Origin of the sequence: Streptomyces sp. NPDC052101 (assembly GCF_040680235.1) — a bacterium.
Lineage (GTDB): Bacteria > Actinomycetota > Actinomycetes > Streptomycetales > Streptomycetaceae > Streptomyces.
In genome coordinates, this window is record NZ_JBFAWH010000001.1 from 698,143 (window position 1) to 713,518 (window position 15,376).

Below are 15,376 nucleotides of genomic sequence, written 5' to 3' on the forward strand. Positions count from 1 at the left end.
CGCCGTCGGCCGGGGCCCTACGCGTTCTCGTGCGCCGCAGCCGGAGTCCCGGCGGCCGGAGCGGAGTCGCGGTCGGCCCAGGGGATCCGGAACGCCGTCAGCGTGACGATCAGCGCCGATGCGACGACCGTGGTCATGCCCAGGGTCAGGTCGGTCGCGCCCGCCACGAAACCGATCAGGGCGGGGCCCGCCAGCAGGCCCGTGGTGCCCATCGCGGCGACCAGGGCCAGGGCGTCGGAGCCGTGGCCGGCGGCCGCGACATAGACGCACGGGGTGATGGCGGCGGCACCGAGGCCGACACAGGCGAAGCCGAGGAGGGTCGGGGCCACCCCGCCCGCCGCCAGGGCCAGGGCCAGCCCGGCGGCGGCCACCGCGCCGCCGGCCCGGACCACCCGCCCGTCGCCGAAGCGGGTGCGCCAGCGGTCCGCGCACACCCGGGCCAGCAGCATCATCACCGAGACGACGGCGATGCCCAGCGGCGCCACCGTCGCCGACGCCCTGACCACGACCTTCAGATAGAGCGTCGACCAGTCGTTCATCGCGCCCTCGGCGATGGTGCCGAAGGCCATCGCACAGCCCATCAGCAGGGTCGTCCCGGACGGCAGAGCCCAACCTCGATGCTTCTTGGGCTCGTTGGGCGTCCGGGACTCCGGGTGGGTCAGCAGGCCGGGGCGGGCGAGCGCGAGCAGGAGCAGCAACAGGGCCCCGGCCGCGGTGAAGTGGGCCGGGACGGAGGCGGTCAGGGTCGTCACGCCGGAGCTGAGCAGGGCGGCGGCGAGCAGGCCGGCGCTGAACGTGGCGTGCAGCTGGGCCATGGCGGTGCGGCCGTACGCCTGCTCCAGCGCCGCCCCCTGGGCGTTCATGGCGACGTTGAGGCAGCCGACCGCCACCCCGTCGACGCAGACGGCGAGCAGGGCGAGCGGGTAGTCCGGGACGGCGGACAGCGCCGCCAGTACGGCGACGAGGCAGGCGGCCGAGGCCAATGACAGCCGCCGCGACCCTAGGCGGCGCGTCAGCGCGGCGACGAGCGGGAAGGAGGCCGCCGCGCCGGCCCCGCAGGCCATCAGCAGCAGGCCCACCTCCCCGGCTCCCAGGTCCAGCCGGGTCCTGAGCGCGGGGAGGCGCGAGACCCAGGTGCCGTACTGGAAGCCGAGGAAGCAGAAGAGTGCCGCGATCGACCACTTGGCGCGCTGGAAGGAGGGTGTCGTCATCAGCTCGCCTTCCGCAGCGCGGCCAGCCGCGTCGACATGTACACCGCGCCCCGGCCGTAACCGGCGGGCAGGGGTGCCCCGTGGTGCGGGCGGTAGCCGTTGGCCCGCCAGAAGGGCTCCTTGCCGGCGACCGCGATCAGCGACATGGTCGCGAAGCCGCGGGTGCGGGCCGCGTCCGCGAGATGGCCGGCCATACGGGTGCCGAGCCCTCTGCGCCGCAGGGACGCGGTGACGACGAGGTCGTGCAGATGGAGGTTGGTGGCAAGGCGGTGGACGGCCGGTTCGGGCATGCCGAGGTCGGGGTAGCGGAATCTCGGGTAGGGCAGGGCCAGGACGTAGCCCGCGATCCGGCCGTCGAGGTCGAGGACGAAGCAGGTGCCCGCCGAGGCCCGGGAGCGCAGCGCAGCCTCGCCCTCCGTCAGCGAGGTGTCCGCGTACGCCTCCGCTTCCAGGGCCGCGACCTGAGACCAGTCGGCCTCGGTGACGCCCCGTATGAGGTCTCTCATGTCAGTGGTGTCCTTCCTGACCCTCGTACGCAGACGCAGGGCAGCGGGCGTATGCCGTTGAACCCCTGGGTCATGTAGCTGGTGGCGTAGGCGCCGGCGGACAGGATCCAGACCGGGTCGCCGGAGGTGACCGAGCGGGGCACGCGCACCGGGTGCCGGCCGTCGCCGTAGGCGTCGTCGCTGTCGCAGCTGGGGCCGGCGACGATCGCGGAGACGTGGTCCTGTGCGTCGAGGTGGTCCGGGAAGACCATCCGGTGCGTCAACTGGTCCATCTCGTACAGGCCGTTGAACTTGCCGCAGCTCAGGTACAGCCAGTGCGTGTCCGTGCCGTCCGGCTGGCGGCGCCGGGTGAGCCGGGAGACATGGGCGCGGACGGCGCCGTGGTCGGCGACCAGATGGCGGCCGGGTTCCATGACGAAGGCGAGCGGCGAGCAGCTGAGGGCGCGCAGCCGGGCCATACCCTCGCGGAGCACGGTGAAGATCTTGTCGAGGGGCGGGTCGAGGGGGTTTCCGCGGCGGTCCCGGTAGCCGAGCGCGGGCAGGCCGCCGCCGAGGTTGACGTGGTCGGGTGCGATCCCCTGCCCGGCCAGCGCCGTCAGGGTCTCGGCGAGGGTGTCGAAGGCCTGCTGCCAGCCCTCCGCGGTCATCTGCTGGGAGCCGACGTGGACGGACAGCCCGGCCGGGGTGAGACCGGCCGCGCGGGCCGTGGCCAGCACGCGGACGGCGTCTCCCGGGGCGCAGCCGAACTTGCGGTTCAGGCCCCACAGGGCGCCCTCCCCGCTGGTGGCGAGGCGGCAGAACACCCGGGCGCGGGGCGCGTGCGCGGCGACGGCGGTGACGTCCTCGACGCTGTCGGTGGCGAAGGTGCGGACACCCAGGCGGTGGGCCTCGGCGATGTCCTGGTCGGACTTGATGGTGTTGCCGTAGTGGATGCGGGCGGCGGGGGCGCCGGCTCGGAGGGCCTGGGTGATCTCGGCGGGGCCGGCGGCGTCGAAACCGGCGCCGCGCTCTGCCAGGCAGCGGAGGACTTCGTCGACCGGGCAGGCCTTGAGGGCGAAGCGGATGCGTATTCCGGGCAACTCGCTCAGGAGCGCGTGGTACTGATGCTCGATGCCTGTGAGGTCGTAGATGATGCGGTCGGACTCGGCTGCGGCGAGTTGGGTGGCGAGGGGTTCGCGCAGTTCTCCGCGCCCCTTCAGGTCGGTCATGTGCGAGCTGCTTCGATCAGTGACGGCCAGACCTCGGTCAGGTAGGCGAAGTCATTGATGTCCGATGCCGCATTGCCGATCAACTGGTCGCGCTCTACGGCGAGTTGGTCGGCCAGGACGGCGTACCGCCCGCCGAGCTTCCGGTACGCGGTGTCCACGCGGTCCAGGCGCCAGGCGTTCTCGGTCCGGTCCAGGGCGGTGCTGTCGCGCAGGAGCCGGGCGATCCGGTCGGCTCGTATCCGGCCGTGGTCGTCCAGGAGGCGGTCGCCCTCGGTGGTCATGCGGGCGTAGACGTCGTGGAAGTAGAGCATCGACAGGAGGAACTTCACGAACCGCCGCTGGTAGGCGGGGAAACCGGTGTCGGTGCGGCGTTCGGGGGTGTGGAAGTTCTCGATGTTCCGGTTGTGCAGGATGCCGGGCAGGCGGGCGTCGTGGACCACGTGGAGGAGGAAGTAGTCGCTGCCGATGGTGTCGGTGGCGGGCGGCAGCGGGATCCGTTCGTACACCGCGCGGTCGAAGGCGATGTTGCACATGTCGACCCGCATGGGGTCGACCCGGGTGAGGGTCGCCCGGTCGCCGGTGAAGGGTGTGGTGCCCGCGCCGGTGAAGGACTCCTCGACCAGCTCCCGTTTGCGGTCCTCGCTCCAGTCGCCGGGTGCCCAGAGGCTGACGACGTCGTGGTACACGCCCTCGTCGAGCTGCCGTATCTCCCGGATGTCGACGGAGAGTTCGCCGATGAAGGAGGCTCCGGCGAGGGACACCGGGCGGCGCGAGAGCGCCTGGTCGAGGTCGGTGCGCAGGCCGCCGGCCGCAGCCTCGGCGGCGGGGCGGCCCAGCCAGGGCAGTTCGTGGTGGACGGGGAACACCGGTTCCCCGGCGTGGAGTTGGTAGGTGCTGTCGGAGTCCCTGCGGTGCAGCGAGGCGCAGCCGAGGGCGGCGGCCAGCAGGAAGGCGCGGTTGGTGCAGGCGCCGTAGGAGACGGCGGGCGGGAGCAGGAGGCGGAGCAGGCGGTCGGGGCCGGGCAGGCCGGCCCGTTCGACGGCGCGGCGCAGGAAGGCGCGCTGGGCGTCCTCGTCGAGGTGGTGGACGGTTACGCCGGGCACCGGGTGGAGTCCGGCGACGACCCGGGCGTGCGCGGCGCGGGTGCTCTCGTCGCAGGAGTCGAGGATCAGGAGCTGGACGTCGGCGCCGAAGCGCTCGGCCGCGTAGGCGGCTTCCTGGTGGGTCGCGGCGATGGTGGCGGGGCAGGCCCGGTTGGTGGGCAGGCAGAGGCAGATGCGGTTCACTGTGCCTCTTCCGTGGCGGCGGTCCAGGAGTCCAGCCCGAGCAGTCTCCGGCCGAGCGGGTTGAGCGTGGCCGGTCCGTAGCGGTGGGCCTCGGGCTCGCGGGCGTCGCCGAGGAGGGTGGCGTTCCACTCGGGGGTGGCGAGGGTGCGCCAGGAGTCGATCCGGGAGTCGCGCAGCGCCGTGTGCTCCTCCAGGGCGGGCATCATCGACAGGTACTGGACGGCTCGGACACCGTTGTCAGAGAGGTTCGGTGCCACGCCGTGCGCCAGCAGCCCGTTGAAGATGAGCAGGTCGCCGGCCTGGAGGTCGGGGCGGACCACCGGGAACGCGGCGCGGTCGGTGCCGGGGCGGACCGGGTCGCGGCCGGGCGGCTGGGCCACGCGCCATTCCTCGAAGCGGCGGAAGAGTTCCGGGGCGCACTGGAAGCCGCCGAGTTCCGGCCGGGTGTCGCCCAGGGCGATGATGCCCTGGACGCGCTGCGGCAGGACGGCGAGGGTGGTGTCGACGTCCCAGTGCAGTTCGATGTCGAAGCCCTCTTCGGTGGGTTCGATCAGGGAGCGGGACCGCGTGCGTATGTTGGGCGGGTTGAGGTTCAGCCGGTCCAGGGTGACCCACAGCTCGTCGCAGTCCCAGACGTCCGCGAAGGCGTCGTGGACCCGCCGGGTCTGGCGGCTGTCCCAGATGAGCTGGTGGTGGTAGGCCTCGACGAAGCCGTAGATGAACAGGTGCTGGTCGAGTTCGGAGCGGAACTCCGGTTCCTCGTACCAGGTTTCGGGACGGTCGGGGTCGAGGCCCTGGAACTGCCAGGCGAAGTCCAGGAGTTGCTTGGCCTCGCCGGGGGTGATGGCCTCGCGGACGACGACATAGCCGTACGTCTGCCAGAACGCGAAGTCGTCCTCGGAGAGCACCCTGAGGGGCTGGGACTTCTCGATGTGGCGCAGTGGGGTGGGCGTGAGGTAGGTCTCGCCGTCGGCGCTGAAGTAGGGGCGCGCGGAGGCGGCTCGGTGCAGGTGGGGGTGGGGCGTTCGCATGCGGTTCCTCTGGAGCACAAGTGCGGTTTGAGATCCGGGAGAAGAGCAAGAGCGAGCAGGCCGCCCGCACCGGCGGGCGGCCCGTGGCGTACGCGGGTCAGCCCGCGACGACGGCCTCCGCCGCCGCCACACCGCAGACCCGGGCGGCGCCGTAGGTGGCGATGTGCAGGGCGCCGCGCGGGGCGGCCTGCGGCAGGCCCATCTCCACGACGACGGTGTCGGGGCGGGCGGCGAGCAGGGTGTCGAGTGCGGTGCGCATCCAGTCGTGCCGGTGTTCGTCGCGCACCACGGCGACGATCCGGCGGCCGCCGGCGGCGGGGAGGGCGGCCGCTCCGGCGCCGTCGCCGGTGAAGGAGGCGGAGTCGGTGCCGGGCAGCAGCCGCTCCAGCTCGGCGGCGACGCCCCAGGGGGTCTGGTCGCCGACGGCGATGTTGCGGGCCGGCTCGAACTGGGCGACGTACACCGGTGCGGTGAGCGGTGCGGCGCTGCCTGCCCGGGTCACGGTCAGGGCGCGGCGGGCCGCGACCAGGCCGATCTCCGGGCGGGGCTCGGTGCCGGCCGCGTCGCTGCGGGCCTCGGCCGTCCAGCGGGCCAGCGCGCGCACCCGGGCGGCGGCGTCGGCGAGCCGCTCCTCGGGCAGTTCGCCGGAGCGTACGGCGGCCACGAGCGCGTCCCGCAGGTTCAGCACGGTGGCCTCGTCGCACAGCCCGCCGCCGACGCAGATGGCGTCCGCGCCCGCCGCGATCGCGAGGACCACGCCGTGCTCCAGGCCGTAGGTGCCGGAGATCGCGCGCATCTCCATGCCGTCGGTGACGATCAGGCCCTGGTAGCCCAGCTCCTCGCGCAGCAGCTCGGTGAGGATGCGGCGGGAGAGGGTGCCGGGGCGGTCGGGGTCGAGGGCGGGCACGAGGATGTGCGCGCTCATGATCGCCCGGGTGCCGGCGGCGATGGCCGCGCGGAACGGGGGGAGTTCGCGGGCGTACAGGGTGTCGGCGTCGACGTCGATGCGGGGTACGGCGTGGTGGGAGTCGACGTTGGTGTCGCCGTGGCCCGGGAAGTGCTTGGTGCAGGCGGCGACGCCGGTGGACTGCAGGCCCTCCACCCAGGCGGCGGTGTGCCGGGCGACGAGGTCGGTGCTCGCGCCGAAGGAGCGCACGCCGATGACGGGGTTGGCGGGGTTGGCGTTGACGTCGGCGGAGGGCGCCCAGTCGAAGGTGACGCCGCAGGCGGCCAGGCGCCGGCCCAGCTCGCGGGAGACGGCCCGGGTGAGGCCGGGGTCGTCGACGGCGCCGAGGGCGTGGTTGCCGGGGAAGGAGGAGCCGGTGCGCACGTCGAGGCGGGTGACGTCGCCGCTCTCCTCGTCGATGGCGACCAGCAGGTCGTCCCGTTCGGCGCGCAACTGCGCGGTGAGTGCGGTGACTTGTCCCTCGGTGACGACGTTGCGGCCGAACAGGGCGACGGAGGCGAGGCCCTCGCCGAGGCGGCGGCGCACCCAGTCGGGCGCGGTGGTGCCGTCGAAGCCCGGCTGGAGCACCGCGAGGGCGTCGCGGGTGAGGGTGTCTGCGCCGGTGGCGAGTGTGGTCATCGGGGCGTCATCCCTTCACGGCGCCGTCGGTCAGACCGCTGACAGCCTTGCGTTGCAGGAAGATGAAGAGGATCAGGATGGGCAGCGCGAACAGCGACGAGGCGGCCATCGTGGCGCCCCAGTCGTCGCCGAAGGCGGTCTGGAACTGCGACAGCCACAGCGGCAGCGTCTGCTTCTCGATGTCCTTGTTGAGGATCAGGACGAGCGGGAACTCGTTCCAGGCGGTGATGAAACCGAACAGCGAGGTGGCCATGAGGCCGGGCGCCAGCAGCGGGAGGATGACCCGGACGAAGGCCTGGAAGCGGGTGCAGCCGTCGACCATGGCCGCCTCCTCCAGGTCCTTCGGTACGGCTGCCACATAGCCGCGCAGCGTCAGGACGGTCAGCGGCAGCACCATCATCGTGTAGAAGACGGTGAGCGGGACGAGGCTGTCCAGCATGTCGTTGTCGCGGACGATCATGTAGATGGCGATGATCATGACCTCCCAGGGGGCCATCTGCGCCAGCATGAACGTCACGATGAGCCCGCGTCGGCCCCGGAACCGCATCCGGGCCAGGGCGAAGGCCGCGAACAGGGCGATGACGAGCGAGAAGAGGACCGACAGGACCGTGACGGTGACGGAGTTGACGACCAGCGTCCAGAAGTGGTCGGCGTCGACGGCCTTCTTGAAGTGGCTGAGGGTGACGTTCGTCGGGAACCACACCGGGTTCTCGGAGATGATGTCATTGGTCGGCTTGAAGGCCGTCGCGAACATCCAGTAGACGGGGAACACGAAGCCGACGAAGAGGACGGCGGCGGTCGCGTTGGGCCAGATGCGGCCGAAGAGCGAGCGCTTCACAGCTCGTCCTCCTCTTGCTTGAGCACCATGCGCAGGTAGTACGAGGTGATGGCGAGCAGGACCAGGATGGTCAGGAAGGAGATCGCCGCGCCGACCCCGAAGTGCTGGTTGCCTACGCCCTCGACATAGGCGTAGATCGGCAGGGTCTCGGTGAGGCGGTCGGGGCCGCCCTGGTTGATCGCGAAGATCTGCGTGAACGCCTTGAAGACCCAGATGACCTCGAGGAAGGTCGTGGCGTACAGGAAGGGCCGCAGGAAGGGCAGGGTCACCGAGGTGAAGCTCTGCCAGGTGCCGGCGCCGTCCAGGGACGCCGCCTCGTACAGCTCCCTGGGGATCGTGGTGGTGGCGGCGTACAGGTTGATCGCCACGAACGGGATCGACTGCCACACGATCAGCAGGATGACCACGGAGAACGTGGAGAACTGGCTGCCCAGCCAGTTGTAGTCGGCCATGGAGTGCCAGCCGAGCTTGTCCAGGACCCAGTTGACGACGCCGAAACGCTGGGCGAACAGCCACTGGTAGACGGTGGTGGCGGCGACGTAGGGCATCGCCCAGGCCAGCACGAGGCCCACCATGAGCAGCAGCCGCATCCTCTTGCCGAGCCGGGCCAGCAGCAGCCCGATCAGGGTGCCGAGCACCATGATGAGCACGACGTTGGCGGCGGTGAAGAAGACGGTGCGCTCGACGACGTGCCAGAACTCCGACTCGGACAGCACCTGGCGGTAGTTCTCGATGCCGTTCCACTCGGTGAGGTGCTGGATGAGCTGGCGCGGGTTGAGGTTCTGGAACGACAGCATGCCGTTCTTGACCAGGGGCCAGCCGAGCAGAACCAGCGTGGCCAGCAGTGCGGGCAGCAGGAGCAGGTAGGGGGCGGCGGCACCGCGGCGGGACGGGGTCCCGGAGTCACGGTCCGCACCCCGCGGCGGCCTCGGTATCCGGGCCTTGCGGACAGCGGGCTCCCCGGCCGTGTCCGTGCCTTGGGTCTGCACTGACATGAGTCATCTCTTCCATGGCCGAACCGGCCGTACGGACGACTGAGCCGGGGGCGTCCGCGGGCGCCCCCGGCGCGGGTCGTCAGTTCTGCTGGGCCAGGCGCTTGTTGATCTCGCCCTCGACGTCCTTGGCGGCCGCCGCGGGGTCCTTGCCGTTCAGCACCGCGGTCATGTACGACTTGATCGGGTTCGGGGTGTTCTCCACCGCGGCCCACTCCGGGATCAGCGGGGTGGTGCCACCGCCGGCGGCGGCGGGCGCGGCGGCCTCGGCGGCGGCGTTGCCCTTGAGGTTGCTCTGCAGGGACGTCTTGTTCGGGACGATGCCATTGAGCTTGGCCAGTTCGCCCTCGTACTGGTCGGACAGGGCGACCTTCAGGAACTCCTTGGCGAGGGACTGCTTCTTGCTGTTCTGGGCGACGGCGAGGTTGGAGCCGCCGAGGAAGACACCCTCGGGCTTGTCCGCGGTCGCGCCGGGGACGGTGAAGTAGCCGAGGTCCTTCTCGATGGACTTGTTGGTCTGGATGGCGGTGCCGGCCTCCCAGCCCATGCCGATGATGGCGCCCGTCTTGCCCTTGGCGAAGATGGTGGCCTGCTGCGGGGTGGCCTCGTCCTTGTCCTTGGGGGCCTTGGAGTAGGAGGCGTACTTCTTGTAGGTCTGCATGGCGGCGGAGACCTTGGGGTCGGCGAGGTTGGAGACGTACTTGCCGCCCTGCTTCTTCACCAGGTCGCCGCCCTGGCCGATGATCAGGCCGTCGAGGAAGTACCAGTTCTGGCCGGGCAGGTAGAGCGGCTCGGCGTCGGTCTTCTTGCCGATGGTGTCCAGGTCCTTGAAGAACTCGTCGCGGGTCTTCGGGGTGGACGTGATGCCGGCCTTCGCCCAGATCGCCTTGTTGTAGATGACGACGCGGTTGGCGAAGTACCAGGGGGCGGCGTACTGCTTGCCCTCGTAGAGGGAGGACTGGGAGACCGAGGGGGTCCAGTCGGCGCCGACCGCCTGCTTGACGTCGGCGAGGTCGGCGAGGCCGCCGGTGGCCGCGTAGGCGGGGGTCTGGGTGTTGCCGACCTCCAGGACGTCCGGCGGGTTGTCCTCGGAGAGGGCGGTGGTGATCTTCTGCTGGATCCCGTCCCACTTCTGGATCTCGAACTTGACCTTCGCGCCGGTCTTCTTCTCGAAGGCGGTCTGGACGTCCTTGGTCCACTGCGGCGGCGCGGAGCCGTCCATGGTCCAGACCGTCAGCGTCTGGCCCTTCCAGCCGGCCGGTCCCGCGTCCTTGCCGCTGTCCTTGCCGCCGTTTCCGCCACACGCCGCAACGGAGACCATCATGCCCGCGATCACGATCGCGGCAGCGAGCTTGCGCTTCACGCCACCCTCCTCAGGGATGCCACTAACCCCCCACGCCCTCGGCGGTGACCTGCGTACGACGCTGTTGCACGTAGGGCTCGGGACCTGGCCACTAATGGTGTAGACCAGTACGGTGGAGCTTGGCCTAGACCTTTCGGGGTGTCAAGGGTGGTCCAGGAAGGCGATTCCGGCCGTTACGAGAACGTCACCGGAGCGCGTCCGTCCGTTTCCACCCCTTTCGCCCGGGCGTCCGGATGGACCGGACCTGCACGGGCGAGTTGGACTAGACCATAGGGCAGTCGGTCGCTATAACGGGAGACCGTCGACACAGCCGGGAAGGCAGGCATGACCACCGACGTCAGCAGCGCCCAGCCGCACAGAGCGGCGTCCGGCCGCACCGCGCGCGTGCCGAAGTACTACCGGATCAAACAGCGGCTGCTCGCCATGGCCGAGGAGCTGCAGCCCGGCTCGGCCATGCCGGCCGAGCGCCTGCTCGCCGTCCGCTTCGACACCTCCCGGACCACCATCCGGCAGGCGCTCACGGAACTCGTGGGCGAGGGCCGCCTGGACCGCATCCAGGGCAAGGGCACCTTCGTCGCCCAGCCCAAGCTGTACCGCACGCTCCAGCTCACCTCGCACACCGAGGACATGCGGGCGCAGGGCCTCACGCCCGCCTCACAGGTGCTGGACATCGGGGAGGTGCCGGCGGATGAGCGGCTCTCGGGGCTGCTCGGCATCGGCATCGGGGAGCGGGTGCTGCGCATCGAGCGGCTGCGGCTGGCGAGCGGCGACCCCATGGCGATCGAGACGACCCATCTGTCCGCGCGCCGCTTCCCCGGTCTGCGCACGTCCCTGGCCACGTATCCGTCGCTGTACACGGCGCTCGCCGAGGTGTACGGCGTCCATCTCGCGGAGGCCGACGAGACCATCGAGACCTCGCTGTCGACCCCGCGCGAGGCACAGCTGCTCGCCACCGACGTCGGCCTGCCGATGCTGCTGCTGTCCCGTCATTCGCGGGACGCGGAGGGACAGCCGGTGGAGTGGGTACGGTCGGTGTACCGGGGTTCGCGCTACAAGTTCGTGGCCTCGTTGCGCCGGCCGGCGGCGGGAGCGGTGGTACTGCGGGGTGCGGTCGCGCGGGAGCAAGGCGGACTCGACCACAGGTGACTGGGCCAGGTGCGGGTGGATCAGTCCAGGAACGCCGTCTCTATCCAGCGGCGGACCGCGCGTGGGCGCATCCGGTGCAGCCGGTCCACGGTGTCGGCGACCTGCTGGGCGCCGCCCACCGACAGGAACTTCTCCCGCACCAGCTCGGCATGGCCCGCCCGGGTCTCCGGTCCGGCGGCGCCGACGGGGATCAGCCGGGTGCGCGAGACCGTACGGCCGTCCGTCAGGCGTACGGTGACGCGGGCACCGGTCGCCTTGGTGGACCGGGAGAAGTCCCGGTCGTCGGCGGCCGACGCGCCCACCAGGTCGACCAGTTCGTCGCCGCCGAAGCCGCGCAGCCACGGCACGGCCAGCTCCCCCGCCTCCCGCACCGCCTCGCCGAACGGGGCGTCGGACAGGAAGAGTTCGCGGGTCATCTCGGTGTCGTGCTCCAGTCGTATCCGCTGGGCCAGCGCCCACCGGTCGGGGTCGTCCAGGAGCGGCGGGGAGAAGTCGTCGACGCCGAATCCGCCGGTGAGCAGCGTGGTGGCGACCGGGTAGGGCACGTCCAGGACCAGCGCGCCCAGCGGGGAGCCCGGCCCGGTGACATAGCGGGCCGCCCGCTCCCCCGCGAACAGCGTGTACAGGGACGCCTCGACCACCACCTCGGCCACGTCCCGCGGCCGGAGCGCGCCGAGTTCGCGGTGGATCTCGGCCGCGCAGTCCACGGCCGCGTCGATGCCGGGGCCGCCCGGGTGCATCTTGAACGACAGGGTGTCCGTGTGCCAGCGGCGGCCGAGCCCCTTGGCCAGCGCCTGCGGCAGCGGCACGGTCGCGAAGCGGGCCAGGAAGCCGTCGCTGTGCTCCATGATGTCCGGCGCCCCGCGCAGCCCGGCGTACGCGGCGTCGCAGGCGTCCATCGCGGTGCGCACCGGTGTGAAGGTGTTGAACAGGCGGGCGTCGCTGGCCAAGAAGGCCCGCATCAGCGGCCAGTTGGGCATCGCGAAGGCCAGCCCGAAGGCGTTCTCGAACAGGGTCGCCGGGGCCCGGTCGCAGTGCAGCCGGCCGGCCACCGCCCCGGCCAGATGGGTGTGGACGGCGCTCTGGCCGCGCAGGGGTCCAAGCGTCGCCGACGCGGTGATCCGGGCCGCGCACTCGTTGGCCGCGACCACGGCGGTGAGCAGTGAGAGCCCGTCCAGCTGACGGGCGTAGGCGAAGGCGAGCGGCACGGCCACGGTGGAGTTCGACAGGTGTCCGGCGTACGCGGTGTCGTCCAGGTTGAGCCAGGAGCCGAGCGCGGCGAAGACGCCGGCCGCCTGGCGCGGGTCGCGCTGCATGGGGTGCCCGAAGGCGGCCACCAGCCTTCTGCCGAGCGGGTGCTGGAGGCCGGCCCGGATCGAGGAGATCTGGGACAGCACCTGGCTCGCGGCGAGCTTCAGCACCCGGCACGGGATGTCCTGCGGGCGCAGGGTCGCGGCCCAGTGCGAGAGTTCCCGCAGCGGGGTGTCGGCGGGGGCGCGGCCACGGGCGGCCCGGGCGGCGGTGCGGGCCTGTTCGGCCCAGTCGGCGCACAGCGTCCGGGCGACGCTCTCCGCGAGGACGGCGGTCATGGCGGCTACACCTTCCGTGCGTGCGGCTGGACGTCCGGGGGGCGGAACACGGCTGCGGGAGCACCGTCGCCCGGTGCTCCCGCGTGTGCGTGGGCGGTGTTACGCGGCCGGGACCTTGTCCAGGAAACCGTAGACGCCCTTGATCCGGCCCTGCTCGTCGGTGACGAGGACGTCGAAGCCGATGGCGATCGGCTCGGCGCCCGGCTCGGTCACCAGGCCCCACTGGAAGCGGGCCTGGTTGTGGTGGGCGTCGACGGCGCCGTGCAGTTCGAAGCTGAGGCCCTTGAACTGGTCGCGGGCGCCGGCCACCACGGCCCCGAAGCCCTCGTGGCCCTCGACCGCGGCGAGCGGGTCGATGTACGGGGCGTCGGCGGTGAACAGCTCGGCGATGGCCGCGGCGCGCTTGCCGGCGTCGGCCTCGTTCCAGATGTCGAGGTAGCGGGTGACGGTGGTGGTCAGGTCGCTCATGCGGGCGATCTCCTTAACGGCGTGCTTCTTCGGTTCTTCGGACAGGTGGTTCAGGGGGTGGCGGGCGCCCACACCGGCAGGGCTCCGGGGAGCACCTCGAAGGTGGCGGTGGCGCCGATGCCGTGCTGGTACTCGCCGTCGTGCTCCAGCGGGAGCCGGTGGCCGTCGGTGCGCTCGACGGTGATGGTGCGCCCGCGGGCGTAGACGGTCGCCGGATGGTCCATGTGCCGTGCGTCCAGGGTCAGTCCGGGCACCTCGGCGGCCGGGACGGCGCCGCCGATCACACAGACGTCGAGCAGTCCGTCGTCGAGCAGCGAGTCGGGCAGCACCAGGAACCGGCCGCCGCGGTAGCGGCCGCCGCCGACGTTGGCGAGGACCGTGGGCCCCTCGTGCACGACACGGCCGTCGACGGTGACCCGGCCCGGGTAGGGCAGATAGCCGGCGGCCGTGTCGGCGAAGGCGCGGGCGTAGCGCTCCCGCCCGGTCAGCGGCAGGTCCCGGGCGGTGATCAGCGCGTCGGCGATCACGCCCGAACAGGCGCCCAGATACACATGGTTGCGGGTCTCGGCGAGGCGGGCCAGGTCCAGGCGGCGCAGCCGGGCACTGCCGCCGATGCCGTAGTCGGTGAGGATCGCCTTCAGGGACTCGCTCCAGGGGCGGTCGCCCCACAGCATCTTGTAGCCGGAGTTGCCCGTGCCGCCGGGCACCACCGCGAGGGTGGCGTTCCCGGTGACGGGCACCAGGCCCTGGACGGCCTCCCGGACGGTGCCGTCCCCGCCGATGACGACGATCAGGTCGGGTGTCCCGGGGGACGCCCCGGCGGGCCGTTGCAGGGCCCTGCGCACCGCGGCCGTGGCATCGCCCGGGCCGGTGGTCAGGTGGACCTCGGTGTGCTCCAGGCAGGAGGCACACAACTGCCGTACGTCCTCGACCAGTTCGGGCGAGTGGCTGCCGGAGGCCGGGTTGGCCAGGACGAGGGCCCGGGTGGGAGCCGGGGCTGCGGTGTCTGCCATGGCTGGCGTACTCCTTCCCGTCGGTCGCACCGGCGGCGGACCGGTCAGCAACCACTCTGCCGAGCACCGCTGATCCGGCGCTGACGCGCCGCTGACATCGGGCCGCGCGCAGTCGGTCGCGTCAGCTTCCGGTCAGATCCGAGGGTTCGAATGAACGGATCGGCGCGTCGACGGCACCTGTTCCGTCCGCCGCGCGCACCGACTTCCGCACCCGTCTCGAAAGGAGTGATGCCCATGACCGCGCCGACCCGTGCGGCCCTGACCATCCGCCGCCGCACCACCGAACTCCGCCGGGAGGCGGCCCTGTTGGCCGAGGCCGGCCGTACGATCCCGCTCACCGAGCCCGTCCCGACCTGCCCGGGGTGGACGCTGGGCGACCTGGTCCGGCATGTGCGCCAGGGCCATGACTGGGCGACCACGATCCTGACCACCCGCACCACCGAGTTCATCCTGCCCGGCGGTGACCTCTCCGGTGACGCGGCCGGTGATCCCGCCGAGGACAGGAGCTGGACCGAGCGCGTGGCCGAGCTGGGGACGCGGGGTGCCGCCGAGGAGAGCCACCTCGCCGACCCGGAGCTGCGGGCGCGGTTCGTCGTCGAGGGAGCGGACCGGCTCGTCGAGGCGATCGACGGGGTGGGGCCCGAGGTGCCGATCTGGGCACCGCACGGCAAGCAGAACAAGGAGTTCTGGCCGCGTTGGGCGGTGTTCGAGACGGCCGTGCACCGGGCCGATGCGTCCCTCCTGGCCGGCCTGCCGTTCGCGATGGACACGGAGGTCGCCCTGGACTGCGTGGACTTCTGCCTGGTCGCCTTCGGGGTGCCCGAGGCCAGGCCGTTCCTCTCGCCCCGGTTCGCCGAGGTGCCACGCGGTGGCGAGACGCTGTGCTTCCGCTCGGCGGAGGAGCCCGCGAACGGCCCCTCCGGCTGGCTGGTCACCTGCGCCGCGGGGGGCGTCCAGGTGACCACGGGTGCCCCGGACGGCTGGCGGGCCGACGCCACCGTGATCGCCTCTCCCTCGGATCTGCTGCTCGTGGTCAAGGGGCGGCTGCGGCCCGAGAGCCCGCGGATGACGGTCCTGGGCGACCGCCGGCTGCTGGACTTCTGGCTCAGCCACGCCATCTCCTGAACACGGGTCGACCGC

14 protein-coding genes are annotated in these 15,376 nt (G+C 71.8%); 2 read left to right on the top strand and 12 right to left on the bottom strand.

Translation table 11 applies throughout. The annotated features are described in order from the left end of the window. Window positions 1–17: 17 nt before the first annotated feature. The 9 genes from AB0L75_RS03025 to AB0L75_RS03065 form a co-directional block, all read right to left on the bottom strand. Window positions 18–1,211 (bottom strand): MFS transporter, encoded by a 1,194-nt coding sequence (locus tag AB0L75_RS03025; RefSeq protein WP_365174469.1) that lies wholly within the window; start codon window positions 1,209–1,211, stop codon window positions 18–20. Next, the gene (locus tag AB0L75_RS03030; protein WP_365174472.1) at window positions 1,211–1,717 is read right to left on the bottom strand and encodes a GNAT family N-acetyltransferase; all 507 of its coding nucleotides are present in this window, start codon (window positions 1,715–1,717) and stop codon (window positions 1,211–1,213) included. Before AB0L75_RS03030 ends, AB0L75_RS03025 begins: the two co-directional genes overlap by 1 nt. Further along, window positions 1,714–2,925 (bottom strand): alanine racemase, encoded by a 1,212-nt coding sequence (locus AB0L75_RS03035; protein WP_365174475.1) that lies wholly within the window; start codon window positions 2,923–2,925, stop codon window positions 1,714–1,716. Before AB0L75_RS03035 ends, AB0L75_RS03030 begins: the two co-directional genes overlap by 4 nt. Continuing rightward, a complete protein-coding gene (locus tag AB0L75_RS03040) occupies window positions 2,922–4,211 on the bottom strand; it encodes a DUF6271 family protein (RefSeq protein ID WP_365174478.1) in 1,290 nt (429 codons plus the stop codon). Before AB0L75_RS03040 ends, AB0L75_RS03035 begins: the two co-directional genes overlap by 4 nt. Beyond that, window positions 4,208–5,242, bottom strand: coding sequence for a phytanoyl-CoA dioxygenase family protein (locus AB0L75_RS03045; RefSeq protein ID WP_365174480.1), 1,035 nt, complete (start codon window positions 5,240–5,242; stop codon window positions 4,208–4,210). Before AB0L75_RS03045 ends, AB0L75_RS03040 begins: the two co-directional genes overlap by 4 nt. Before the next feature lie 97 nt (window positions 5,243–5,339). Further along, window positions 5,340–6,827, bottom strand: a complete 1,488-nt coding sequence (locus AB0L75_RS03050) for a glycoside hydrolase family 3 N-terminal domain-containing protein (protein WP_365174483.1) — start codon at window positions 6,825–6,827, stop codon at window positions 5,340–5,342. Window positions 6,828–6,834: 7 nt separating this feature from the next. After that, window positions 6,835–7,665, bottom strand: a complete 831-nt coding sequence (locus AB0L75_RS03055) for a carbohydrate ABC transporter permease (RefSeq protein ID WP_365174486.1) — start codon at window positions 7,663–7,665, stop codon at window positions 6,835–6,837. Continuing rightward, a complete protein-coding gene (locus AB0L75_RS03060; RefSeq protein WP_365174489.1) occupies window positions 7,662–8,660 on the bottom strand; it encodes a sugar ABC transporter permease in 999 nt (332 codons plus the stop codon). The genes AB0L75_RS03055 and AB0L75_RS03060 overlap by 4 nt, the downstream gene beginning before the upstream one ends. Window positions 8,661–8,739: 79 nt before the next feature. After that, complete coding sequence (locus AB0L75_RS03065; RefSeq protein ID WP_365174492.1) at window positions 8,740–10,020, bottom strand: extracellular solute-binding protein; 1,281 nt, start codon at window positions 10,018–10,020, stop codon at window positions 8,740–8,742. A 324-nt stretch (window positions 10,021–10,344) separates the two neighbouring features. On the opposite strand from AB0L75_RS03065, the gene AB0L75_RS03070 reads away from it, so the two are divergent. Further along, complete coding sequence (locus tag AB0L75_RS03070; RefSeq protein WP_365174495.1) at window positions 10,345–11,166, top strand: GntR family transcriptional regulator; 822 nt, start codon at window positions 10,345–10,347, stop codon at window positions 11,164–11,166. Between the two features lie 20 nt (window positions 11,167–11,186). On the opposite strand, the gene AB0L75_RS03075 is transcribed toward AB0L75_RS03070, so the two are convergent. From AB0L75_RS03075 to AB0L75_RS03085, 3 genes are all read right to left on the bottom strand, one after another. Beyond that, window positions 11,187–12,755, bottom strand: coding sequence for an MmgE/PrpD family protein (locus tag AB0L75_RS03075; RefSeq protein WP_365174498.1), 1,569 nt, complete (start codon window positions 12,753–12,755; stop codon window positions 11,187–11,189). A 99-nt stretch (window positions 12,756–12,854) separates the two neighbouring features. Beyond that, window positions 12,855–13,223: a nuclear transport factor 2 family protein gene (locus AB0L75_RS03080; RefSeq protein WP_365174500.1), complete on the bottom strand. Its 369-nt coding sequence runs from the start codon at window positions 13,221–13,223 to the stop codon at window positions 12,855–12,857. 50 nt (window positions 13,224–13,273) lie between these two features. Further along, on the bottom strand, window positions 13,274–14,236 hold the full coding sequence (locus tag AB0L75_RS03085) for a diacylglycerol kinase family protein (RefSeq protein ID WP_365174503.1): 963 nt from the start codon (window positions 14,234–14,236) through the stop codon (window positions 13,274–13,276). 234 nt (window positions 14,237–14,470) lie between these two features. On the opposite strand from AB0L75_RS03085, the gene AB0L75_RS03090 reads away from it, so the two are divergent. Next, a complete protein-coding gene (locus AB0L75_RS03090; protein WP_365174506.1) occupies window positions 14,471–15,361 on the top strand; it encodes a maleylpyruvate isomerase N-terminal domain-containing protein in 891 nt (296 codons plus the stop codon). Window positions 15,362–15,376 lie beyond the last annotated feature (15 nt).